General features: G+C 59.5%; 17 protein-coding genes and 1 tRNA gene. 5 read left to right on the top strand and 13 right to left on the bottom strand.

All coding sequences use genetic code 11. From position 1 onward, the window contains the following. Positions 1 to 5 precede the first annotated feature (5 nt). The 4 genes from QDX22_RS00390 to QDX22_RS00375 all read right to left on the bottom strand — a co-directional run bounded on the left by QDX22_RS00390 (position 6) and on the right by QDX22_RS00375 (position 4053). Positions 6 to 1106, bottom strand: a complete 1101-nt coding sequence (locus QDX22_RS00390) for a hypothetical protein (RefSeq protein ID WP_110100248.1) — start codon at positions 1104 to 1106, stop codon at positions 6 to 8. 7 nt (positions 1107 to 1113) lie between these two features. Continuing rightward, the gene (locus QDX22_RS00385; RefSeq protein ID WP_110100247.1) at positions 1114 to 1488 is read right to left on the bottom strand and encodes a chorismate mutase; all 375 of its coding nucleotides are present in this window, start codon (positions 1486 to 1488) and stop codon (positions 1114 to 1116) included. Positions 1489 to 1532: 44 nt separating this feature from the next. Then, a complete protein-coding gene (gene mnmA, locus QDX22_RS00380) occupies positions 1533 to 2675 on the bottom strand; it encodes a tRNA 2-thiouridine(34) synthase MnmA (protein ID WP_110100246.1) in 1143 nt (380 codons plus the stop codon). A gap of 115 nt (positions 2676 to 2790) precedes the next feature. Beyond that, on the bottom strand, positions 2791 to 4053 hold the full coding sequence (locus QDX22_RS00375; protein ID WP_110098592.1) for a cysteine desulfurase family protein: 1263 nt from the start codon (positions 4051 to 4053) through the stop codon (positions 2791 to 2793). Positions 4054 to 4155: 102 nt separating this feature from the next. Between QDX22_RS00375 and QDX22_RS00370 the strand changes: the two genes are divergently transcribed. The 3 genes from QDX22_RS00370 (at position 4156) to QDX22_RS00360 (ending at position 7278) form a co-directional block, all read left to right on the top strand. After that, positions 4156 to 5214 (top strand): J domain-containing protein, encoded by a 1059-nt coding sequence (locus QDX22_RS00370; RefSeq protein ID WP_279674895.1) that lies wholly within the window; start codon positions 4156 to 4158, stop codon positions 5212 to 5214. A 68-nt stretch (positions 5215 to 5282) separates the two neighbouring features. Beyond that, positions 5283 to 5819, top strand: a complete 537-nt coding sequence (locus tag QDX22_RS00365; protein WP_110098590.1) for a tRNA (cytidine(34)-2'-O)-methyltransferase — start codon at positions 5283 to 5285, stop codon at positions 5817 to 5819. A 76-nt stretch (positions 5820 to 5895) separates the two neighbouring features. Continuing rightward, the gene (locus QDX22_RS00360) at positions 5896 to 7278 is read left to right on the top strand and encodes an anti-sigma factor domain-containing protein (RefSeq protein ID WP_158278414.1); all 1383 of its coding nucleotides are present in this window, start codon (positions 5896 to 5898) and stop codon (positions 7276 to 7278) included. A 6-nt stretch (positions 7279 to 7284) separates the two neighbouring features. Here the strand turns inward: QDX22_RS00360 and QDX22_RS00355 are convergent, their stop codons facing one another. Both QDX22_RS00355 and QDX22_RS00350 read right to left on the bottom strand, forming a co-directional pair. Next, a complete protein-coding gene (locus QDX22_RS00355) occupies positions 7285 to 8052 on the bottom strand; it encodes a PIG-L deacetylase family protein (RefSeq protein ID WP_279717903.1) in 768 nt (255 codons plus the stop codon). Positions 8053 to 8113: 61 nt separating this feature from the next. Next, entirely contained in the window at positions 8114 to 9676 is a 1563-nt protein-coding gene (locus QDX22_RS00350) for a S1C family serine protease (RefSeq protein WP_279696035.1), read from the bottom strand. Positions 9677 to 9917: 241 nt separating this feature from the next. Here QDX22_RS00350 and QDX22_RS00345 point away from each other — a divergent pair, with 241 nt between their 5' ends. After that, complete coding sequence (locus tag QDX22_RS00345) at positions 9918 to 11408, top strand: coiled-coil domain-containing protein (protein WP_279717902.1); 1491 nt, start codon at positions 9918 to 9920, stop codon at positions 11406 to 11408. 117 nt (positions 11409 to 11525) lie between these two features. After that, positions 11526 to 12335, top strand: coding sequence for a PspA/IM30 family protein (locus QDX22_RS00340; protein ID WP_110098586.1), 810 nt, complete (start codon positions 11526 to 11528; stop codon positions 12333 to 12335). Positions 12336 to 12465: 130 nt separating this feature from the next. On the opposite strand, the gene QDX22_RS00335 is transcribed toward QDX22_RS00340, so the two are convergent. The 7 genes from QDX22_RS00335 to QDX22_RS00305 all read right to left on the bottom strand — a co-directional run bounded on the left by QDX22_RS00335 (position 12466) and on the right by QDX22_RS00305 (position 23586). Beyond that, positions 12466 to 13374 carry an anchored repeat-type ABC transporter permease subunit gene (locus tag QDX22_RS00335; RefSeq protein WP_110098585.1) on the bottom strand — a complete coding sequence of 303 codons (909 nt, stop codon included), beginning with the start codon at positions 13372 to 13374 and terminating at the stop codon, positions 12466 to 12468. Between the two features lie 28 nt (positions 13375 to 13402). Then, positions 13403 to 14203 (bottom strand): anchored repeat-type ABC transporter ATP-binding subunit, encoded by an 801-nt coding sequence (locus tag QDX22_RS00330; RefSeq protein ID WP_110100239.1) that lies wholly within the window; start codon positions 14201 to 14203, stop codon positions 13403 to 13405. Further along, entirely contained in the window at positions 14200 to 15252 is a 1053-nt protein-coding gene (locus QDX22_RS00325; protein ID WP_110098583.1) for a choice-of-anchor M domain-containing protein, read from the bottom strand. Before QDX22_RS00325 ends, QDX22_RS00330 begins: the two co-directional genes overlap by 4 nt. A gap of 37 nt (positions 15253 to 15289) precedes the next feature. Continuing rightward, on the bottom strand, positions 15290 to 16849 hold the full coding sequence (locus QDX22_RS00320) for an anchored repeat ABC transporter, substrate-binding protein (RefSeq protein ID WP_279673646.1): 1560 nt from the start codon (positions 16847 to 16849) through the stop codon (positions 15290 to 15292). Further along, complete coding sequence (locus QDX22_RS00315) at positions 16836 to 19742, bottom strand: TIGR03773 family transporter-associated surface protein (RefSeq protein ID WP_110100237.1); 2907 nt, start codon at positions 19740 to 19742, stop codon at positions 16836 to 16838. Before QDX22_RS00315 ends, QDX22_RS00320 begins: the two co-directional genes overlap by 14 nt. Before the next feature lie 529 nt (positions 19743 to 20271). Next, a tRNA-Met gene (locus QDX22_RS00310) sits at positions 20272 to 20345 on the bottom strand. Positions 20346 to 20427: 82 nt separating this feature from the next. Beyond that, positions 20428 to 23586: a UPF0182 family membrane protein gene (locus tag QDX22_RS00305; RefSeq protein ID WP_334228145.1), complete on the bottom strand. Its 3159-nt coding sequence runs from the start codon at positions 23584 to 23586 to the stop codon at positions 20428 to 20430. Between the last annotated feature and the right edge of the window lie 71 nt (positions 23587 to 23657).

The raw sequence follows: 23657 nt of genomic DNA, 5'->3' as shown, positions 1-23657 counted from the left end.
TCGCGTCATGATGGGCCGGGCACCCGCTGGGAGAACTCATCGGCCACACCGCGTAATGCTTCGATGCAACGTCCCAGTCCTACTCCCGTCATCGGCCTGGTCGCTCGGGCTACCAGTACGCTCGAGGCCAGGTCCCAGGGGTCCAACCCGACGCGTTCAGTGGTTTCCACCAGCTCTACTCCAGCCCGGGGCGGGTCAATGCCGTCGAGTCGCTCGAGGTCGCATTCCAGGTGCAAGGGGATTTGGGAGTGGCGGAACCGTTCAATCCATTCCCACCGCCAGCTGGCCCAACGTCCCACCGGATCGGTTTCCAGGGCCGGAAAGCTGATGCTGACGCCAAGTGGTGGACTGTCTTGGTCGTTGGTGGCCAGGGTGTGCAATGAGGTGAGTAGCCTGTCGTCTTTCCCGAGGTGGTGGGTGTCTAGATCGACCTGGAAAACCAGCTCGGACCCGGTGGGACAAAGCTGGTCGGCAAGTAGTGCCCAGTACGTCTCGAGCTCGGCGATATCGAGGCTCCGTTCGGTCAAATACCCCGAGGCCGTGGCGATCGCTCCTCGTAGTCCGGCAACAACATCGGTGTCTCGAACCACCAAACGCAAGGTAGTCTCCGGCAGAATACGGGCACTGATCTGGACGAGCTCGGCCAGTGCCTCTGCCAACACGTGGGCAACATCGCGACGAGCGCCGTGATCTCGGATGATCTTCTGACCGCCGGGGCCCATCAGCACGGAGAACAGGGTCACCGGGCCGGGAACCTCGAGCATCAACTCTGGCAGGGGACGCTCTTGCTGGTAATCGGCCACCCGCTGGAACTGCTCACGCAGGGCTGTAGCATATCGGCGTTGTTCTTTGCCCGGGGTCGCTTCGGTGGCTTGTACTTGCCAGCCGTAGCTGCGACGATTGGCCACCAGAAACCCGGGTAATCCGACAGCAAGTTCGGACAGTGGTTGCCAGTACGGCAACTGAGGCAGGTGGGGACCGGGCAACTCATCAAGCAGGATGCCCAGAGTCTCACCCCACGCGGTTGGACCCCCGGGGCCAGGGTCCGGGGTGCTGAGACTAACGCGCAGAGCAGGGAGATCGGGTTTCTGTGCCTCACTGGACACGGTCGCCTCACCTGGTCGTCTCATGGTCCTCCGCGCCCTGGGCAGTGTCGCTCTTTTGGTCATCGGCGATGGCCTGATGGTGCCGGATCACTTCGGAGACGATGAAGTTCAAAAACTTCTCGGCAAATGCCGGGTCCAGATCCGCGTCCTCAGCCAGCCGACGCAACCGGGCAATCTGGGCTTTTTCCCGCTCCGGATCAGAGGGTGGCAGATTATTCTCAGCTTTGAGTTTGCCGACCCGCTGGGTGCATTTGAACCGCTCGGCCAGTAAATAAACCAGAGCAGCATCGAAGTTATCGATACTGCCACGAATGGCCAGGAGTTGCTCGAGAACTGCGGGTTCGGCCAGCTCGTGAGGTGAGGCATGCTCGGATGTGCTCATATCACTCACTGTAGTCAACGTATCGCGGATCTGTCGCCGACAGGTTATACCCAAGCACCCATACGCTCTGCATTGACCGCACGGTGGATGGTGGTTTGTCCCACCACGCGGGTGCCTTGATACACCACCGCCGTCTGACCTGGGGCTACCCCGGAGATGGTCTCATCCAGTTTCATCTGCCATACCGTGGCTTCAGCGCCATCGACCTCATCGCTGGCGACGCGGACGCGTCCAGGCACCGGGTCAGCGTGAGCACGGACCTGCACCTGGCAGTCGAACCACTCACCGGTGGCCTCTTCGTCGAGCGGTTGTCCCGCCCAGGATGGCCGGATTCCGGTAATCCGGTCGATGTTGAGCATCGCGCGGGGACCAACCACAACCTCATTTTCTTTCGGCCGGACTTCAAGGACGAACCGTGGCTTGCCGTCCGGGGCCGGCGTGCCAATTCCCAGGCCTTTGCGCTGTCCAACCGTAAAGGCCTGCGCACCGCGATGCTGGCCTAGCGCGGTCCCAGCGGTGTCGACAATCTGCCCCGGACGCATCTCAATGTGCTCTTCGAGCCACTCGCGGGTATCACCTTCGGGAATGAAGCAGATGTCATAGGAGTCTGGTTTCTGCGCCACCGACAGTCCGCGGTCGGCGGCTTCAGCGCGCACCAACGACTTCGAGGGGGTATCCCCCAGGGGGAACAGACAGTGTTCGAGCTGTTCTGCGGTGAGCACACCGAGCACATATGACTGGTCCTTGGCATCGTCAGCGGCACGGTGTAGCTCCAGGTGGCCTTGGTCGTTTTCGATCACCTTGGCGTAGTGTCCGGTACACACCGCATCAAATCCCAGGGCGAGGGCCTTTTCTAACAGGGCAGCGAATTTGATGCGTTCATTGCACCGCATGCACGGGTTTGGGGTTCGTCCGGCGGCATATTCGGCGATGAAATCATCGACCACATCCTCTTTGAACCGCTCGGAAAAATCCCACGTGTAGTACGGAATACCCAGCTTCTCACAGGCACGCCAGGCGTCACGGGAGTCTTCAATCGTGCAACAACCGCGAGACCCCGTTCTGAGGGTGCCTGGCATTCTTGACAGTGCCAGGTGTACGCCGACCACCTCGTGACCGGCATCGACCGCCCGGGCAGCAGCGACTGAGGAGTCGACACCGCCACTCATGGCTGCAAGCACTTTCACGATTCTTGCCCTTTCTCTCCCGTGGTGGAATGGTGCGGATCTTGCGTATGGTGTGGCACCGGGCCTCTACCATAACAGCTCGATGTAACACCACCAGCACCCTACCTATTCCCGGTCAGCCCCGATGGGAGTTGGCGGTCACAATATGAGAATCCTGCCCGGCCATTCCGGCCCGCTGAGCGGAGGCGTAGACGCCCGGTAGGACGGAGAGCACGGCCTGAATATCAGCCTCGGTGGTGGTGTAGCCGAGCGAAAACCGCTGGGTTGAGCGTGCCATCTGCTCATCGGCTCCTGTGGCGGACACAACATGAGAGGGACGGGACACACCAGCGGTACAGGCCGAACCAGTCGAGGACTCAATGCCGGCCATATCCAGTCCAAACAGCAACGAGTCTCCCTCACAACCGGGGAAACAAAAATGCACGTTGCCGGGCAGACGACGAGTCCCCACCGGCACGTGCTGCCCGGTCTCCGGGTCCCGGTCCTGGTCACCTTGCAACTGTGCCTCTGGAATGGCCTGCTGGATTCCGGCGATCAACCGATCCCGAAGTCCGCTGAGTCGTTCGCGCTCGACCTGTTGGTTGGCGGTGGCAGCTTCGGCGGCTGCGGTGAAGGAAACGATCAGTGCCGAGGCCATGGTTCCGGAGCGGATATCGCGCTCTTGGCCCCCGCCAAAAAGTACTGGCGCTACCTGGGCGTCGCGACGCACCAGAAGCGCGCCGATACCGATGGGCGCCCCAATTTTGTGTCCGGAAATAGCCATGGTGGTCACCCCCGGGTGGTCGAAATGTAACTCCAGGGCACCAAACGCCTGCACCGCATCCACATGGAAGGGTAGCTCCGCGGCTGCGGTGGCCTCGGCCAATTCGGCAATCGGTTGGACGGTACCGATCTCGTTATTGGCATACATCATGGTTGCCAGCGCCAGCTGATCGGCATGCTGATCAATGGCGTCCTTCCATGCCTCGACCTCTACCCGGCCGGTGGCATCGACGGGGACTTGAATCAGCTCGGCGCCGTGGTGGGCCTCCAGGGCTTCGAGTGTGTCGATCACGGCGGCGTGCTCAATCCCGGTAAACAGAATCTGATGGCGTCGGGGATCTCGGCGGTGGCGAGCATGATAAAGGCCCTGCAGGCCCAGGTTGTCCGATTCGGTGCCGCCGGAAGTGTAGATGACCTCGGTGGGGTGAGCTCCCAACACGGCGGCCAGGCGGTCTCGGGCGTCTTCAACCCGAAGCTTGGTGCCACGCCCAGCGGTATGCAGTGACGAGGCATTGCCGATCCGTTGGGATTGATCCACAAACGCCTCGATCGCCTCGGGCCGGGTGGGCGAGGTGGCGGCATGGTCAAGGTAGACACGATCTGCGGAAGTATTCACAGTCTCCAGTCTAAAACTCCTGGACCATCACCCTCGATTGCCGTGGTGTGCAACAGAGCAACCTAGCGGGATAGCGCACCGGGTTTCGGTATGATTCTCACCGTGTCAACCTCTGATTTCCCGAATTCCCCCAACCCTTATGAGGTACTCGGGGTGTGTGCTGACGCAAGTCAGGACGAAATTAAGGCCGGGTACCGCAAGGCGCAACGTCAGGCCCACCCGGATCTGGGCGGTGATCCGGCACAGTTCGACCTCGTCACCCGTGCCTGGGAACTGATCGGAACCGCCGAAGCCCGGGCAGAGTTTCACCGCGATGCCCGGACGCGCTCGCCACGGTCAGCGGGTTCCTCACGGGCCACAGGCACCTCGGCGACATCGTCCACCACGAGGCAACAGTCCTCCCGCCAGACCCCGAAACCGGTCACCGTCGTACCGTCTTTGGCTCAGGGGCCGGTGACGGTTCAGCTGGGAAAGACCAGCGTGATCGTCGATGCCACCCTGGTCGAATCCTCGGTGATCGGCCGTGTTCCTACCGGTTTATTTTCCTCTGGTCGCAGCGGTGCCTACGCGCAGGTCGCCAGCACCGTGGCCCCCTCGCTACGTCAAGCACTACCGGCGGCCCGCATCGTGCTGGGCCTGAAAACCAAGGAACTCACCCGTCATTTGAAAAACCACCGTCGCGATAATGCTAGGTCCTTGCTCGGAACAAACCCTCCCCCGTCGACGCAGATCCCCATGGTAGTGTTGTGCGGTTATCGGCTGGCCTGTGTGTGGCTGATGAAAGCATCGCCGGGAGTCTACCAGTGGGACGGGGGACGATTATTCGCCGAGAATCGACCGGTCTCTCTGCCAGCTGATGCCACCCGGTCCCCTTCTGCCCTGGCTGAGCTAGCCACCTTGTTCCCGGAATTGACCGTGGGCCATTTTGTCGCACTCATCCCATCGGATCAGCACCCGTTTGCCCCGGACGTCACCAGTACCGGGCCGCACCAGACTTCCTGCGGGCTCGAAGATGTGCCGGCAAACCTGAATAACACCATCCGACATCTGAAAATGTTCCTCGGCGTCGACCACCAACACCATGTGCTCGATCGGAACCTGTTGGGATCGCTGGTGGCCATGTCGCCGTTCCCGAAAGACCGCTCCCATCCCGCGCGCTAGACAGCGACACCAGACTCCGTCGACATGACACAGTAGTCATGACTCCATAGGAAGAAGAAACACCCGCCATGTCCGCTCCCGACCGGCACGACACCAACCCGCACACCCAGGCCAGTCTGCATCCCGACACCGCCAACCCGGGATTCCGGATCGTATTCGAAGCCCCCGAAATTCCCGGTAATACCGGTAATGCCATCCGGTTAGCGGCCATTACCGGTGCCGAGTTGCACCTGATCGAACCACTGGGATTCAACTTCGCCGATGCCCATCTCCGCCGGGCAGGCCTGGATTACCACGACTTGGCGGTCGTCACGATCCATCCGGATGTGGACACCGCCTTCCACGCACTGGCCCCCGAGCGGGTCTTTGCCTTCACCTCCCACGCCACCTGTCTGTACACCGAGATTCAATACCGTCGCGGGGATGTCTTACTCTTTGGCAAAGAATCCACCGGGCTGACCGAAACAACACTGCAACATCCTGGCATCACCGATCGGGTCCGGATCCCGATGCAGTCGGGACGACGCTCCCTGAATTTGGCCAATTCGGCCTCCATTGTCACCTATGAGGCCTGGCGCCAGTTCGGCTTCGCCGGTGGAGCCTAAACATCACGAATGAATTAAGGTTTCAGGGCGTGGCCTAGCGACGCAGGTGGCGAAATCTTTCTATGCTGGAATGACGATGCAGACTGAAACACCGGGTATTGCCCGACTCCTCCAGCTTTCCGGTGAAGGCGACCGTGCGGCCTTCGCAGCACTTTTTGATACCTCCGCACCCTCGGTTTATGGTTTTGCTCGCGCTCTGCTGACCACCCAAGAACAGGCCGGCGAAGCTACCGTCTCGGTGTTCACCACCTTATGGGAGCAAGCGCCCCACTTTAATCTCGATTTCACTCTGGACGCTAGCGATGAAACCGCCCGGAACCGTACTGCTGCCACCTGGATTATTTCACTCGCCCAGCGCACCTTCGCTGAGCTCATTCATGCCGGGCATTTCACCGAGATCAACGACGAAGCCGGGTTGCTCCCCCTGGCCGCCGAACTGCCGGAGTTGCACGGACTGTCTGAGGCCCAGTTGCGCGCGTTGACCATCATCTGGCTAGGAGCCCGCTCCTACCCGGAAGCAGCTCGGGAGCTAGGAGTGGGAGTTCCCACCCTAAAATCACGGTTACGTGATACCTGTTCGCGGTTGTCACAACGCTATATTGCAGCGGTCACCGGGGTCTCTGACACCACTCAAGATCCGATTCTGGCAAAACCGGTTACCCCGGAGGTCACCGCACGCACCGGCCAGAGTCCCACCTTTTCACAATCGATTACCACCGATTTGGAGTCTGGCCTGGTCGACGAATTGGCTGCTCTGGTGGCCACCAACTCAATCGATGAAGACGAGCGCATCGCCATTGATAGCCACGTTCACCGGCTGGGCCGGGAAAAAAAAGAACAGTGGCAACTACGCATCAGCCTTTTGCAACGCAGCCTAGCGTGGGGGTTCCGCCGACTGACTACCGAACCGGAGTCTTGGATGCTCGATCAGCTACTGGAATCCTTGCCAGAGCAGAATCTTGGGGTCGGCTTCGTCGAGCAGTTTGATACGCACGAACCCGAACCTGAGCCGGCCAGCGGTACTAAGCGTAAAATCATCTGGGCGGTGGTCATTGCCCTCTTGCTGGCTGCCGTCATTGCCATCTCGACGCTTCTGGCCTCCAGCGACGATATCGTTTCCACCGTCGATGACGCCCACGATACCCAGCTGACCTCGCCTCAAGATCTCAACGCCGGCGGTACCGTGCAAGCCCACCTCTCCCGGGATGAAGACGTGGCATACCTGTCCTTCTCCTCGGTGCCAGATCTGGGAGCTGACCAAACCTATCAGGTCTGGCTCTTTGCATCTGCCGGCGACTCTCCCTCTTCGCTCGGCCAGTACGATGCCACCCAAATGGAAGACCGCCATGTCCAATTCCGTGGGGTCAACGGCTACGAGCAGCTCTGGGTCACCATTGAGCCTGAGAACGGCTCAGACTACCCCACCACCGAGCCACTGGTCCAGATCGATTTGCATTAGTAGTCGCTAAAAGCCAGCGAAGGTCAGCTCCCCGTTGACGGTCACCAGGTGAAAGAGTTCAGCGGCTCGCGACGGATTTGGGTGATTTGCCTCGAGTTGCTCGGCGACCCGCTGATGCATCCACTCCGGATCCGGATGCTGTGATGCGTGGCAGTCCAAGGCCGCCAATTTTTGCCCCACAAAATCGGTGACATCCATGCGCACGGTATGTCGTGTAGCGGGTGCACCGTAGAGCATGAGATAACGGATCTTGACCGCGTCCCACCCGTGCTGAGCCAAACGCGGAAATGCGAAGGGGTTTTCGACCGCCGGATAGATGGCACGAGTGACCGCTTCTCCGGTGGCCAGATGATCCGGATGAGACTTCTGCAGGGACGACCAGTCGCGCTCCGGGTGCGGGGCCAGCACCAGATCCGGTCTCATCTCACGCATCAGATGCACCAGATCTTCTTCCAGGTCCGGGCCCGGGACCACTGCCCCGTCCCGATACCCTAAATAGTCCACCGTGCTGACCCCGATCGTCTCGGCAGCCACTCGTTGTTCGTGTTGGCGTTGAGTTGCCAGGGCACTGCGTTCCTGGTCGTGGAAGCCCCCGGCGTCGCCGTCGGTGACAATCCCATAACGAACCTGGACCCCGCAGGCTACCAAACCCGCTAGGGTTCCGGCTGCCCCGAAATCCAGGTCGTCGGGATGAGCTCCAATGGCCAACACCGATCTAATCGTGTGCTGTTGCACGAACGTGGCGGGATCAAGTGTCAACAAATTTGCGCTCACAGTGGCCTGTCTTCTACTCGTGTGTTCCGGTGCGCCGTCTCAGCGCAGATCTCAGACTAGCTTAGTTGCCCAGCTGGGATTCATCACCGAGGGTCACCTGAACTTCTTGCTGTTCGCCGTCACGGGTAACACCCAAGGTAATTTCCGACCCGGCGGCGTGCTCACGAACCGTGGCAGTCAGCGCCTGAGAATCCGCGGTGGGTTTACCGTCGGCGGAGGTAATGACATCACCTTCTTGAATACCGGCTTCATCGGCCGGCGATCCGTCGGCGACATCCACCACGCGAGCGCCAGCGGCGAAGGCTCCCCCACCGCCAGATCCGGGGGCCAACGGACCGGCGGATTCTGACCCGTCGGTGCGTGCAGCCTCAGGGGTGACCGACACACCGAGGGCACCGTGAGTGGCTTCACCGTTTTCGATCAGTTCACCGGCCACACGCTGGGCGTAATCGACCGGAATAGCAAAGCCCAAACCGATATTGCCTTGTTCACCACCGGATGAGCCACCGGCCGAGGCGATGGCGACGTTAATACCGATCAACCGTCCTTGAGAATCCACTAACGCGCCACCGGAGTTACCCGGGTTAATGGCAGCATCGGACTGAATCACGTTGATGTGGATGACGCCCGAGGACTGCGACTGTTCTTGCTGTCCAGGAAAATGGAACTCGAACAGCCCATCGTCGTCACCTCCGGATCCCGGCCCACTGTCTGGTTCCGGAGCCGCCGAAGACTGGACCGCGATGGTGCGATCCATTTGGGAGACGATACCGTCAGTGACGGTCCCCGAAAGACCCAGCGGAGCACCGATCGCGATGGTTTGATCTCCGACGTTGAGATCGGAGGAGGATCCCATCTCAATCGGCGTGAGTCCCTCAGCATCGATCTTGATGACAGCCAGGTCGCTGAGCGGGTCGGTGCCCACGACTTCTGCGGTGTAAACACGGGAGTCTGCGGTTTGCACACTGAGCTCGGCATCACCGGTGGCACCCCCGAGGGTGACCACGTGGGTATTGGTCAGAATATGGCCTTGATCATCCAATATCACCCCGGAGCCACTCCCCGCCCCGGAGGAAGACGCCGCCGAAATCGTCACCACCGAAGGCGATGCCGTCGCTGCCGCGTCCGTGACCAGAGTGGTGTTTTCTTCACGGTTGACCCCGCCGGTGTTCCCGGAGCGATCCCCGCTGCGGTCCTGAGCGCTAAACACGCCTGAGGAATCATCGTTGAGCGCAGAAAACCCGTACAGTGCGCCTGCGCCGATCCCGCCGCCGAGTAAGCCGGCCAGTAACGCAATGGTCAGCACTGCCGGCAAACCGAAACTTTTTTTGTGCTGTTGCTCGGGCGCGTCGTGACCGTGTTGAGCTGAGCCAGTCTGGTCGGATGGGCCAAGCGCCGAAGCCCCGTCGAGGGGTGCAGTCGCATACGGTGGCTGTCCCGGGGACTGAGCGTTCTGCTCAGCACCAGCCGGTGGAAAGACCGGGCCGGTGGATTCATCGGCCTCGGATGGCGTGGCCGGGGCACCCGCAGGTCGTTGCGACGGAAACGGTGGCATGTTGCCACCAGGCTGGGAGGAACTGTTTTCCGGGTTCTGAGAGTTATTCAGATTGCCAGACTCGCTCATGGGTTGTTGATGTCCTTCCATTTCAGGGCCTTGACTCAGGTGAGCTGGAGATCATTCTCCCCTACGTTTCTGGAGGTTCTGAGAGTAGCAACTGGACGTTAGCTGGATGCTGTCTCGATACCGTGGAGCGTGCACTTTAACAGCGCTACCCCGTACACTCTAAAGGGTCACCAGTCCACCCTGATGTCACAGTAGGCCAGGTGACGTCAGGTAACCTGTCCGGTCCGAAGGAGTGAGTAATGTGACTCCAGTAATGCCCCTGGCTTCCTTCACCGTGTCGATGTTTAGCCTGATCGTTGTGGCGGTATTTCTGATCGTCGTGGTGGGAGGCTTGGTGCGAATCCTTCGCCGCCCGAAATTGTGGTCGGATCAACGTTTCGGCCAGGGTAGATCCGGCCAGCGGTCGCGTGAGCGCACTCGCCCAGAGAGTAAAGCTCGGATCCCACTAGACGACCTTTTTCAGCAGGCCAATCTCGAGCTACTCGAGGCCGATCACAGTATCCATCGCGCTGAAGAAGAGGTCGGTTTCGCGATGGCTTCCTATGGTGAAGAGGCGGTCGAGGAATTCCACCTGAAGGTCCAACAGGCCAAAGAATCACTCTTGCAAGCGTTTCGGACCAGTCAACAGGTGGAACGTCAGCTCACGGAGATCCCAGAGCACCAAGCCCGTCAGCAACTCGAAGAAGTTCTGGCCACCGCCAACCGAGTTGATGAGGTCTTGGAACAGCAAGAGGCGTTCTTCGACAAGTTGCGGGGTCTAGAGGATTCTGCCGAAGAGGGGCTACGCAAGCTCCGCTACGAGGCCGACGATATTGACCTGAAGATTGGACCAGGGCGCCTGGTATTAGAGCGACTGACCGAGCAGTATCAGGGGCCGAGTTTAGAAGAGGTCTCCAATAATCATCGTCATCTCATCAGCGGGATCGCTGAACTGCGTGGCACGATCGATCAGGCCGCCGAATTGTTGAACGCCGGGGATCGGTCTCAAGCAACACTGGCTATTCGGCAGGGCTGGGACCGTGCCGTGAATCTCCGTTCGCTTGCCGAAGGGATCCTGCACAAAGAGGTCCAACTTTCCACCGCAGTGGAGAATCTCAACGCCGGACTTGTCGACTCAGAACAAGATATCTTGGCTGCTGAGGCGCTGATGGAGCAGGACGACTACAGCAATTTGCGCCCCCCGACGACAGGCCTACGTCAGGCGATCGATGAAGTGAAAGCTGGGCTCCAGCAGGACAAGATCGATCCGGAGAAGCTCTTGGACCGGTTGTCCCAGGCCCACCAGCGGCTCGCTGAGCGACTCGAGCTTATCCAGAACTACCACGATAAACTGGCCCGCGCCCGGACCGCGCTGGGTAAAGAGTTGCAACAAGCTCGAGCCAAAGTGCGCGGTAGCTCTGACTACATTGGCAGGCGTGGTCGATATATCGGCTATAGCGCTCGTGCCAAATTCAATGAAGCCCAGTCCGCACTCCAAACCGCCGAGCAACGGGCCGAGACAGATCCCATCGATGCCTTGAACAACGCCCGCCGCGCTTCTCAATTAGCTGATCAGGCCGCCGAGATCGCTCACAGCGAGCCCGATGATGGCTTCGATCCTAGCTACCCGATCGGGATGGGGCGCACGAGATGGGACCGAAGCTCCACCGGGTCTATCAGCAGTGGCATCCCCTTCCCCATGAAACATCGGGCGGGTTCACGGAGTCGTCGAGCGTCGCGACGTCGTCGCTAGGCTGAGGCCCTCAGCTAAACCACGAGATTGGTTCTGGTCCTTTGTCGTCTGGCTTCGTAGAGTTAAAGCAATCATCAATATCGTATCCCTGATCCCGATACCCTAGAGAGGTTTCCTGTGGCACAGCAATCAATTTTCGGCCGTATCGCGACCCTAGCGAAGGCTAACATCAATGCGTTACTCGACCGAGCAGAGGACCCGCAAAAGATGTTGGACCAGATGGTGCGTGACTACACCGCCTCCATTAAAGAAGCTGAAGCCGCCGTGGCCCAGACCATCGGCAACCTGCGGATGCTGGAAGATGACCACCGGGAAGAGATTGAGCAGGCAAAATCCTGGGGACAGAAGGCACTGGCTGCCTCGCAACGAGCTGATCAGTTCCGTCAAGACAGCGATGGCTCCTCAGCGGATAAATTCGATGACCTCGCCAAGATCGCTCTGGAACGTCAGATGCACGCTGAGAAAGCGGCCAAACGCTCGGAGCCGGCTATTGAGTCTCAGCGTGAAGTCGTTGATCGGCTCAAGTCCGGTTTGCAGCAGATGAATAAGAAGCTCAGCGAGATCACCTCCAAGCGTGATGAGCTGGTGGCTCGTGCGAAGTCGGCGCAGGCCCAGTCCAAGGTCCAGGAAGCCATTGGTTCGCTGAGCTCCTATGATGCCACCAGTGAGGTGGATCGCTTCGAAGAGAAGATCCGGCGCGAAGAAGCCCGCGTACGAGGCATGGAGGAACTGAATTCCTCCAGTCTGGACGCCCAGTTTGAAGCCTTGGAGGATTTAGGTGAGAAGAGCGAGGTGGAAGCCCGGCTGGCAGCGTTGAAGGCCGGTCAGTCCTCCAATGGTTCTCAGGCGTTGCAGGGTGGGGAATCCGAAGAGGAACTCTTCGCTCAGTTGGAATACACCCCGGACTCAGAGACGAAGAACGCCTAAGGTTCTCTTATCTGATCTCATCCTTTTCTCACGCTTCGGCCCCGAGAACAGCGCTGGTACTGTTCTCGGGGCCGTGGCGTGGCGAGCTCAGGAACTGAGCCCGACTCCGAAGCACGCCTGGGTCGTGCTCTTAAACCGTGGCAGCAGTGCTGGATTCGACACTGCGTGCTGTGGGCTTACGAGAGGCCAGCAATCGGCCCAGTAGTCCATGGTGTGGAGCCACGAGCCACAGCAAGAGGAAGACGGCGGTGGCCACCAAGACGATCGTTCCCCCGGTAGGCAAATCGGCGGCCCAGGACAGATAGAGTCCCAGAAAGGCACAGACTGCCCCGATCACCGGGGAAAGCACCATCATCACCACGAGACGGTCGGTCACCAGTCGTGAGCTGGCGGCCGGGATCACGAGCAGAGCGACCACGAGAATATTGCCGATCACCTGGACTGAGACCACCACAGCAACCGAGACCAGCACATAGAGAATCACGTCGAGTACCAGCACAGGCAAGCCTGCTGCCGCAGCCATTTCCCGGTCTAGGGATACCGCGACCAATTCTTTATGCAAGAGGAATAGGGTACCCAGAATCAGCACGGCGGCTCCGGCGACCACGTAGATATCAGAAGTCGGGATGCCGGTAATCGAGCCAAAGAGGAATGATTCCAGGGAGCCCGAGTACGCCGGTGAGAACGAGATGATCACAATCCCCAGGGCGAAAGCGGCCACGAAAAAGATACCGATCACCGAATCTTCTTTCAACCGCCGGTTCTGTGAGAACACGGCCACCAGGATCGCGGTGATCACCGCAGCGATCATGCCTCCCAAGACCAGTGATCCCTGCAGGATAAAGGCGATGGCCAGTCCGGGGAACACCGAGTGAGCCACGGCGTGCCCGATAAAGACCATGCCACGTAACACCACGTAGTTCCCGACAATCCCACAGACCAGCGCGGAGAGAACCGCGACGAGTAGGGCTTTGGGAAGAAATGACAACAAGGGGTTGGTGAGGTCCTGTAGAAACTCCGGAAAGCTGAGAAAGTCCATATGATGAAGGGTCCTTCAAGACGGTGTGCTACACGGCAGAACGGGCAGAGGCCTCGGAGTTGAGGCCGAGGGCTTGCAGCAATTGCGAATTCTCGCTGAACCCGAACGTGCAGCGCCAAATGTTCTCATCCCTGAGCTGTGCCGGAGTACCCGAGGCGGTCACCGTGCGGTTAATCAGGTAGAGACGATCAAACGTATGCAATGCGCTCGCGAGGTCGTGGGTGGTCATCAACAACGCTCTGCCTTCTTGGGCGAGCTCGCTAAACAAGTCCAGGAGGAGTTCCTGAGTGGGGATGTCCAGGCCGGTGAAGGGCTCATCCAATAACAACAGCTCGGGTTCCAGCGCGAGAGCTCTGGCCACTAGCACGCGCTGTCGTTGACCGCCCGAGAGCGCTCCGACGGGGCGGTGGGCCAGATCGCTAAGATCAACCCGGGCGATAGCCCGGTTGACCGCCCGAAAATCGTTGACTGTGGGGCGTTTGAACCACCCGATGGTCCCGACTCGTCCGGACAGCACCACGTCCTGAATGCTCAGCGGGAAGTCCCAGGAAAATTCATGACGTTGTGGCACATACCCCACCCGGTTGCGCAGTGTCGTGTTGCCGTGTGAGTCGGTGTAGTTCACCTGCCCTTGGCGTGTGGGAACCAGGCCGAGGATCGAGCGCATCAGGGTGGTCTTACCGGCCCCGTTGGGGCCAATGAGACCGACCTGCTCCCCGCCCTCGACACGCATCGAGATGTTGTTCAACACCGAACGTGAACCGAGATCCACCCAAAGATTCTCGACGGTGAGTCGCGTTGCGTCAGCCTTCTGTTTTGCCTCGGTCATGCCTCAGCGTCCTGTCGCTCAGCCTGGCGCCGTGCCCGGGAGGTGCGAACGACGGTGAGGATGATGGTTACGATCAGCACCAACACCACCACGCCAACCACGATGGCAATAAGTGTGGTCTGATCACCCTTACCCTCCTCGGAGGCATGAGCGCCGGCGGCAGTCTCCCCATCGGCTTCGGACTGTTCTGCTGCCTGCTGACCCTCACCGTCAGATGTGGTCGCTGGCTGGGCATCAAAGGCCTCTTGGGGATTGGTCTGACTGCCGACAGCGAAGCGCAACGTTCCTGCGGTGGTCACGGTCTCTCCGTCGGTTAAGGGGACGTCAATCTCAGCGTGCAACAGGTAGACGCCGGGCTCAGTGAAGACCCAGTTGGCATGCACGTGGGTATTGGTATCGGCCCAGATCTCTTGTTCTTCCTCGCCAATCGTGGTGGAGTCCCATAGCTTCTGCGGTGGATCGAAATTACCGTTCTGCAGGAACAAGACGAAATCCCCGGGACCCTCCACACCGGTCAGTCGCAAGGTCATGCCACGGGCCATCTGTGCCACGGCCGCCGGATCTTGGGTGTTCCAGCCCAGCCAGGGCACCTGGTGGTTCTCGGTTTGAGGAATCAGGTATACATCTTGGCCGGGCTCTGCGGGGACGAAGCTATAGTTCTCGTCCTCGGGCGCCGGTTGCCTTGCGTCGTCTGGGAGGTGATAGACGATATCGTCGAAGTACCGCCAGGTGGCCGGTTGGGCGGTATCGTCACGGGCCATCAACTGCCACTGCCCATCAATCACCCGGGGGCCGACGTCCACGTGGCCGGAGGTGATGACGGTTTGGTCCTCGCCAATATTTTCATCGGCGTCCACATGCTGTTCCAACGCCGCATCTTCGGTGGCCCCATGCGCCGGGACAGCCGGTACTGCACCGAAAGACACCAGGGTGCACAATCCCAGCACCACTGTCGCCAGGGATCGGCTGATGCCACGGACCGCGTGGAGGGCATGAGAAAAAGTGAGGTTCCCGTCGTGCGGGCTAGCAGGGGTCGGAAGGGTTATCACTGGTCGTGTTCTTTCGTCTCGTGCGGTGGAGCCCGGTTTAGCCCAGGCAGTCTTTCAGTGAGTGGGCGTTGAAGCGCATCATGTCCACGTAGGTGTTCACTTCCTCGTCGAAGGCGTCACCGTAGATCGTGCAGATCTCCACATCCAAGTCATGCGCTGTTTGGACCAGCACGTTGGACCGTGAAATGAGGCCGGGCTCGAGGAATACCGCCGGAATTTGAAGGTTCTGGATGGTTTCCACCAGCCGGCGACGTTGCTGAATAGAAGGCTCGGTCGAGGGCTGAGGGGTGACAAATCCCGCGATGTCTACGTCATAGGCATGTCCGAGGTATCCGAACGCGTCGTGTGTGGTCACCAGATGACGTTGAGCTTCCGGGATCTCCTCGATCGTGGTTGCTACCTGTTCGTCAAGCTCTTCGAGCTCGGCAATGTACTCTGCGGCGTGAGCGCGATAGTACTCAGCGTTGTCCGGATCGATCTCGACCACGGTATCGCGAATGACCTTGACGTAGGCGATGGCGTTGGACACGTCATGCCACAGGTGCGGATCAATCTCACCGTGGACGTGAGCACCCAGGACGGCTTGGGGCAACTGGTAGATCTGTTCTCCGGTCCGCCCCAGGAATCGGAAGGAGGGGTCCGGTGGAATTTCTTCCAGCGCTTGAGTGGGAACACTGATGACCACGTCTTCGGGGTCATAGGCTTGTTGTACGTGCTCGCCTCCCCCACTGGGGTCGTAGAGCACCTCAATCTCGCCGGTGTCGACATTGGCGGATATATCAGCGTGTCCCTCGTCCAACACCTGCGCGCTGTCATCGACCTCGTGCGGATTGACGCCGACAGCAAAAGTGACGGTCTTGTCCTCCGCCAGGGGCTGTGCCTCAGATGAGTCGTCGATGTTCACCGTAGCGTTGACGGTGAGCTGGTACACGCCAGGCTCGTTGAACGCCCACGACATATGCGTGTGGGCATCGAGAGGAAGCTGGGCGTGATCCTGGTGGTCAATTCCATCGGAGGTGTCGATGTAAAACCGCGGGTTGCCGAAAGACTCTGTCAGATAGGCAACGAGATCTCCTGGTCCTGAGAAATCGGTGGCCGTTAGTTCGACAGTGGAACTGCGCGTCACCCCGGACAGCTCGGGGTTCTGTAAGCCGTCGCCTTGAGCGCGCATGCCCAGCCAGATGGTGTCCAAGGAGACATTTTCCACCAGCGGAATAACCTCTGCGGAATATTTGATCGCCGATTCTGCCAGGGCCACGTTCGGGACATCCTCTCGGATCGTGGCGTCCAAGGTGCGGATCACCGATTGGTCCTCAAGCAACATGTAGTTCGAAAACGCCGCATCAGCGTAGGCAATCTGACGCACGTCTCGTAGCGTGGGCTCGTAGCTATGCGGGTCGGCGCCTTCAGGCACGATTTGTTCCACATCCATCCGGTCACCGACCACATTGCGGGTCAGATCAGCCAGGATACCGGTCGTGGTCACAACCGAAGGCTTTTCGGGCGTGGACAAACTGCCGGTCGATACACCGCCGCACCCGGTCAGTGCGAGTGCGGCGGTGATCGCCGTGGCAACCCAGGCTTTAGCTCTGGGCATGCTCGTCCACGGTACCGACAGCGTTCAGTGTTGCGCGTCGACGCGCGTAGAGCAACGCGGCGGTTCCGAGTGCCACAACACCCGCACCGATCCCGACCATGCTCAATACCTGTTCGTCAGCACCAGTCTTCGCCAAGGTGCACGGAGTTCCCTCCGGAGTCAGCCCCTGACCGGCGGTCAATTCCTGACCGTTAGGAGCCACAGAGGTAGCCGGCGCGGAGCTCTCGTCGCTCTTCTGCTCGGCGTCCTGTTGGTCACCCTGGGCGAGATCCTGGTCGGTATTCTCGTCCTTCGGGGTAGCTACCGACGCACTGCGAGCGGTCTCAGCTCCCACCTGGAAGGTGTAGGTGCCGGTAGCAGACTGGCCATTGGCCTCGAATTTCAGCGAGACCTTATAGGTACCCGGTTCGGTGAACACCCAGTTGCCATGTTGGTGGGTGTTGGCCGGAATCTGGTAGCTCTTGGGGCCACCAACAGTGTCGAACACCTTCTCACCAACCAGCTGCCCGAAGTTCCCGTTAAGGAACACCGCCAGCTCACCAGGGCCCTCCACATTCTCCAAACTCATGGTCACACCCTGAGAGCCAGGACCATTGACCACAGATTCGTGCTGAGTATTCCATCCCACCCACGGCACGCCGGGTTCTTGAACCTGCTGAATCATGTAGACGTCCTTGCCAGACTCTGCCACATATTCCAGATCGCCCGGAAGACTATCAGCTGAACGCAACGCAGCATCACCGAGAACAAACGTGAGGTCCTCAGCATTGCGCCATACCGGCGGAGCCGTCCGATCGTCCTTCATCTTGGCAACAAACTTGCCATCTTCGACAACCGGGCCCAGATCGAAGTGTCCTTCGCCGGCGCTCAGACCAGTAGCCTGCTCACCCTGTTCGGCCCTGGTAGCACCGTCCTTCGCAGTGCCATCCTGACTGCCACTGGCATCGCCCGGAGGCACGACCTCGCGGCCCTGACCGTATTGGCGGTTCCATTCTTCAACCGGCAAGCACTGAGGAGCCTGTTGCTGGGCCGAACCTGCCCCAGCACCGCCCGATCCTCCACCGTTACCGGCACTAGCTTCACCGCCAGTACCGGTTCCAGCGCCGTCAGCACCGGTTCCGGAAGAGTCCTGGTCGCCGGCATCGTCAGAGCCAGCCCCGTTGGAGCCACCATGGTCACCGTCGCTACCTCCGGCTGGGCCGGAATCCTCTCCGGAGCCGCCGCCGGAACCGTTTCCGGGCTTCTTCGAGCTGTCGTTGCCCTGGTCTGCCGGCTTGTTGTCAGGAGTGGTGCCCACCTTGTCGTCGCGGTGCTTCGGGCACTTGTTATAACCCTCCGGAAGGTCCGCGCCAACGGTCACCAGATAGGTAGCGGCATTGGTCTTTTCGGACTGACCAGTTTTTTCGTTGTGGGCCTCAGCTGAGACGCGGAGGAAGTAGGCCCCGGGCTTGGTAAAGAACCAATTGGCGTGAACGTGCGCAAGGTAATCCTGGTGGATCGTACCCGGCAGCTTGTAGGAATCCCCGGTCAGAAGCGACTGGACTCCTCCCAGGCCCCCCGAGCTCCACAAGTAAACCTCGCCAGGACCGGTGACCTGTTCAATCTTGAAGTCCACTGAGCTGTAGTCGGTACCATTGAGTCCTTGGCTATCCCAGCCAGGCCAGATCAACGAATCGTCCTGAAGAAGAGGCAGATAGTATCCGGATTTGCCGGCAAGTTCAGCGGGGATGCCATCAGACTTGGGCAAGGTGGTCTGAGCCTTGTCCTTGACGTTGAGTTCGACATCTGCTGGGTCATGGATCACACCCGACCCAGTGACATCTTCTTTCAGCGTCAAGGTCGGCTTCTTGTCGATCATTTCCAAATTGAACATATCGACGTGGCCGTGGTCCAGTTTGAGTCCATCCCAGCAGATCTCGTCGTCAGCGGGCTTACCCTGACTCGGTGAGGGCTTGGGTTTGTCCGATGCAGACGGTGAGGGCTGCTGTGACTCGCTCGGCTGTTGCGATGGAGAGGTGTCCTGGCCGGGGGTACCGTCATCACCCGGAGTCTGCGAGTCTGTAGGTTGCGACGGTGTTTCCGGCTGAGTAGGCGCCTGGGTCGTCGGTTCCACCGTGGGAGTGTTTTCCGGGTCAGGGATTGGTTCAGGGGTAGACTCCTGGAAGTCCCCGACGCGGAAACGGTAGGTTTTTTCCTCGGTGGGGGCCCGCTCTCCAGTCTCGGAGTTGATCGCCACACCGCGGACCGTCAAGTCATAGTAGCCAGCCTTGGTGAACGCCCAGTTCGCATGCACGTGGGCGTGATAGTCCTGGTGAATGGTACCGGGAAGTTTATACCCATCGTCGGTCAGTAACGAATCCAGTTCGCCCAGGCCTTTTTGGGTCCACAGGTAAACCTCGCCCGGTCCCGACACGTCGAGAATTTCGATATCAGACTGGTCGTAGCCCGTTCCGCGCAGCCCTTGGTTGTCCCAGCCCGGCCATACAATCTGGGGGTTCTGGTTCAACGGCAGGTAGTACACCTCGGCTTCATGGAGGGCCTCCGGCACAGCTGGAACGGCGGGGAGAGTCATCTTCGCCTGTTCCACAACGTCCAACTGGACTGTCTCCGGGTCATGCATCACGCCATGACCGGTCACGTCTTCTTTCAACGAGAGTGTGGGTTTGCCATCTTTGGCGTGGAGGTAGAACGCGTCCACGTGCCCTTTATCGAGCACGACTGGACGAGATGTTTCCTCAGGCTGTGAGGGGGTAGCGGTCGCTGCCGAAACCGGGAGACTGGTGAGTCCCAGCAGCGCCATCAACAGACCTAGCACGCTCACAACGGCGGTTGTCGTGAGTGCTCGGTGCGAGCGCCCGGCCTGAGGCCGAGCCTGTAATGAGTGATTTTGCATAGTCTCATTCTTTTCTAGCGTTAAACGCCTCGGTGATCATGAGTACTCCGTCAGTATAGCTAATACGAATCATTACCATTAATTATGACTGATACATGACATCCTGACACCCCAAGGCGTGGTCCCCAGCCGCACAAATCACGTCACTTGGAGCACGAGCTGAATACAGTGGAAGGGCTCACAGGGCGCCACATGCAGGTACGTTGTGCGCAGGTATGTCGTGGATTTCATCCCCGTTTGAATCGGACCGTACTACCTGTCCTGAGGATTGGGCTCCCTGTAGCCAAGAAACTGCCTGGTAGAGATCAGTTGACCAGCGTCACCCCATTCTGACCAATACCACCAGACCAACAGACACAGGCGGTGTTCGCCTTTTACCGAAAAAACAACACGAAGAGTATCGCCCATTGCGACGGGAGGCTCGCAAGAGCTCACCGTACCGGCCGGCCACTCACCGCATGGCCGTCTTTGCGTGGATACACAAACGGCACCTGCCTAGGATCGTGCCTAGTCAGGTGCCGTTTTCTCGTTGCGGGGACAGGATTTGAACCTGTGACCTCCGGGTTATGAGCCCGGCGAGCTACCGAACTGCTCCACCCCGCGGCGACAGGTATCTACTATACGCCGGAGGGTGGAGCAGTTCAAATTAGCGTGGTGTACCGTTCACCACACGGTGGTGTGATGCTTACTCTGCCTCGGAGTTGTCCTCCTCTGCGGTGTTCTCATCCGAGTCCTCAGCATCGTCGGCGTTGGAATCCGAATCCACGCCTTCAGCCTCTAGAGCCCGGCTCAATGCGTCGTTGAGCTGGTCCTGTGCTTCGCCGTAGGCAGCCCAGTCACCATCCGCCATAGCCTCTTCTGAAGCCTGCATCGCATCCCGTGCGTCTTGCAGGGCCTTTTCTAACTGCTGTTGCGGGCTGGTTGCTTCAGGTGGCTGTGGCTGGTCGGAAGGTTCGGTTCCTTCTTCATCACCGGCTTCAGGTGGCGGAGTATCTCCGGCACCGGCCTGACCTTCCGCAGAGGTTTCAGCGCCGGAATCTCCACCGAAGATCTGGTCGAGCGCTTCAGCCAAGGTATCGGCGAAGCCAACCTCGTCACCGAAGGCCACCAGGACCTTCCGCAAGACCGGGTAGGAGGTTTCACCGGTGGACTGCACGTAGACCGGCTGGACGTAGAGGATACCGTCCGCAGCAGGCAGGGTGATCATATTGCCGTTGATCACATCCGAAGCACCCTGACGGAGCAGGTTCAGCTCCTGCGACACGGTGTCATTGGAGTCGAAGTTAGCCTGGGCTTGACCGGGACCCGGTGTCGTGGTTTGACGCGGCAACTCCAGCAACTGGAGGTGACCGTAGTCCTCGGCCTTCTGGCCATCCTCGCCAGTACCGGCATCACCGTTGGCTGCCAAGAAGCCATACAGCACGTTGCGCTGTGCGGCACCTTCGGTGACCTGCGGGATGAACGGTGTGGTCAGTTGGAAGGCGGGTTCTTCCTTGCCCGGCAGCTGCATCGACATGTAATACGGCGGGATGGAAACATCCTGAGCACCCGTCTGCTGATCGTTATTCTCAGCGTTAGTCGAGATCGTGGGGTCGACCGGCACCGACCAGGCGTCGTTGTTTTCGTAGAAGTCATCCGGGTCGGTCACATGGTAGCGACCCAACAGCTCACGCTGAACCTTGAACATATCCGAGGGGTAACGCACGTGATCCATCAATTCCGCACTCATGTCAGAGTATGGCTTGATGTGACCGCCGTAGACCTTCTGCCAGGCCTGAAGCAACGGGTCCTCGGGCTCCCATGCATAGAGGTCGACCGAACCGTCATAGGCGTCCACGGTGGCCTTGACTGAGTTGCGAATGTAGTTCACCTGTCCCGATGGGTTGGTATTCGGGTTGGTGTTCAGCGAGTCGACGGTCACCGAGTCGAAGTCCTGAGAATCTGAGTACGGGAAGGCATCCGAGGTGGTGTAGGCATCGACAATCCACTTGACCCTCCCGTTCACAATGGCCGGGAACGCGTTGGAGTCAACCTCCAGGTACGGGGCAACCTTCTCCACACGATCGACTGGGTGGCGGTCGTAGAGGATCTGGGAATTCGAGGTCACGTTCTGCGAGAACATGATTTCGGTGGAACCGAAGCGGATCGCATACGATAACCGATTGAAGATATTACCCACCGAGGGGCCACCATCACCGGAGAAGGTGTAGGTAGTGTCTTCTTCCGATTCGGCATCCTGGGGACGGTCCAGTTCCTGGTCCGGATCGCCATCTTCCTTACCCACGATGGAGTACTGCGGTGAGTTCATCCCGAAGTAAATGCGTGGCTCGTAATCCTGGTCAGATGCCAGCTCACCGTCGGTGGGAATACCCGAGAGCAAGAAAGCCGGGCGTCCACCGCCTCCTACCTCCGAACTGTCCGCGGCGGTGAGGCCATACCCGTGGGTATAGGTAATGTGCTGGTTCACCCAGGAGGAGTCCGGGTTCACGTTGACCTCACGGGGTGCAATGATGGTGTCGCGCACTTCGCCGTCAACCTCATAACGGTCCACGTGCAACGTATTGGGGAACGAATAGTACGGACGGAACTGTTGCAACTGTCCGAAGGTCCGGGACAGCAGGTTTGGGTCCATCAAACGAATATTGGCCGTGGTGGCCGATTCGCCAGCCAGCGCTCCCGCGCTCGCTTCGGTCTCACCGGCATAGTTGGTGTATTCCATATCGGAGAGCCCATAGGCCTCACGGGTGTAGTTGATGTTGCGCTCAATGAACTCGCTTTCCAAGGCCCGCTCGGTCGGTTGCACCCGATACTGCTGGATCAGGTAGGGGTAGGCCACCCCGGCCACCAGAGCCGCCACAATGAACGCGGCTGCACCAATGATGCCGAACCGCCACCGACCGCGTAGCCCGGTAAGAATGAACAGCGCGATCACCAAAACGGCAGCCACAGCCAAAATGGTAGAGGTCGGAATCACCGCGTTGACATCGGTGTACATCGCACCGGCCCAGTTGCCTTCTTGGTTCTGCAAAGTGCGGTACCGATCCAGCCAGTAGTTGACACCCTGCAAGAGCATAAACAGCGACGCGAAGATCACGATGTGCCAGCGTGCGGTGCGCGAGATCTGAATACCACCGCGTTCTTGGATGGTGATCGCACCGAAGAGGTAGTGCACCACCAGTCCGACAATGCCAGCCACCAAGACCACCGACGTCGCAAAGCTGACAATCGTGCCGAGCATCGGCAGAGTGGCCATATAGAAGGTCAGATCCAGGCCGAACTCTGGATCAGTTTCACCATACGGCTCTTGGTTGAGGAACAATAGGACTTGTTGCCAGGAGTTCATCGCCGCCGCTCCGGCGAAGAAACCAATCAAGAGCGGAACACCGATGAGCACGAGCCGGCGGACCGATTCAATCTGCTTTCGAAACTGGTAGACGCCATCGCGCATCGAGGTTGCGTCCGCATCGGGGCGCTTCCGCCAGGCAAGCCACATTGCCAGCCAGGTGACGAATGCCATCACACCCCCGGCGATGACAAATAGTACACCGCGCGTCAGGTGTTCGATCCAAAACACCGAGGTGAAATCGAGCTGGCTGAACCACAGCACTTCGGTGTAGATCATCGCAAACAGTACGAACAGCGCCACCAGGGCAGCGAGAATAATGATCGTAATGATCAGCGCACCGGGACGACGTGAATTGTTCTGTTGCTGTCGGTTCGACGAGCCACCCGGTCCACCCGAAGAACCCGAGGAGGAATTGTTATTCCCCGACGAGCCACCAGATGAACCCGAGCCCGAGGAACGGCCTGAGAACAGGTCGCCAAAACTTTGCCCGAAACTCACGTTTGTTCCTTATCTGCAGGCGTTGGACGCCCGACTTGTGTCGAATGTTGGGTGATGTGTTGAGTAGTCCT

Origin of the sequence: Auritidibacter ignavus, assembly GCF_029853775.1 — a bacterium.
GTDB lineage: Bacteria > Actinomycetota > Actinomycetes > Actinomycetales > Micrococcaceae > Auritidibacter > Auritidibacter ignavus.
Note: the sequence above shows the minus strand (reverse complement) of the source record. Positions and strands in the feature narration are given on the sequence as shown.

Bases quoted from the DNA above. Each gene is read 5' to 3' on its own strand.
- QDX22_RS00385 (WP_110100247.1), bottom strand. From the start codon at position 1,488: ATGAGCACATCCGAGCATGCCTCACCTCACGAGCTGGCCGAACCCGCA.
- QDX22_RS00365 (WP_110098590.1), top strand. From the start codon at position 5,283: ATGTCCGCTCCCGACCGGCACGACACCAACCCGCACACCCAGGCCAGT.
- QDX22_RS00360 (WP_158278414.1), top strand. From the start codon at position 5,896: ATGCAGACTGAAACACCGGGTATTGCCCGACTCCTCCAGCTTTCCGGT.
- QDX22_RS00350 (WP_279696035.1), bottom strand. From the start codon at position 9,676: ATGAGCGAGTCTGGCAATCTGAATAACTCTCAGAACCCGGAAAACAGT.
- QDX22_RS00335 (WP_110098585.1), bottom strand. From the start codon at position 13,374: ATGGACTTTCTCAGCTTTCCGGAGTTTCTACAGGACCTCACCAACCCC.
- QDX22_RS00330 (WP_110100239.1), bottom strand. From the start codon at position 14,203: ATGACCGAGGCAAAACAGAAGGCTGACGCAACGCGACTCACCGTCGAG.
- QDX22_RS00320 (WP_279673646.1), bottom strand. From the start codon at position 16,849: ATGCCCAGAGCTAAAGCCTGGGTTGCCACGGCGATCACCGCCGCACTC.
- QDX22_RS00315 (WP_110100237.1), bottom strand. From the start codon at position 19,742: ATGCAAAATCACTCATTACAGGCTCGGCCTCAGGCCGGGCGCTCGCAC.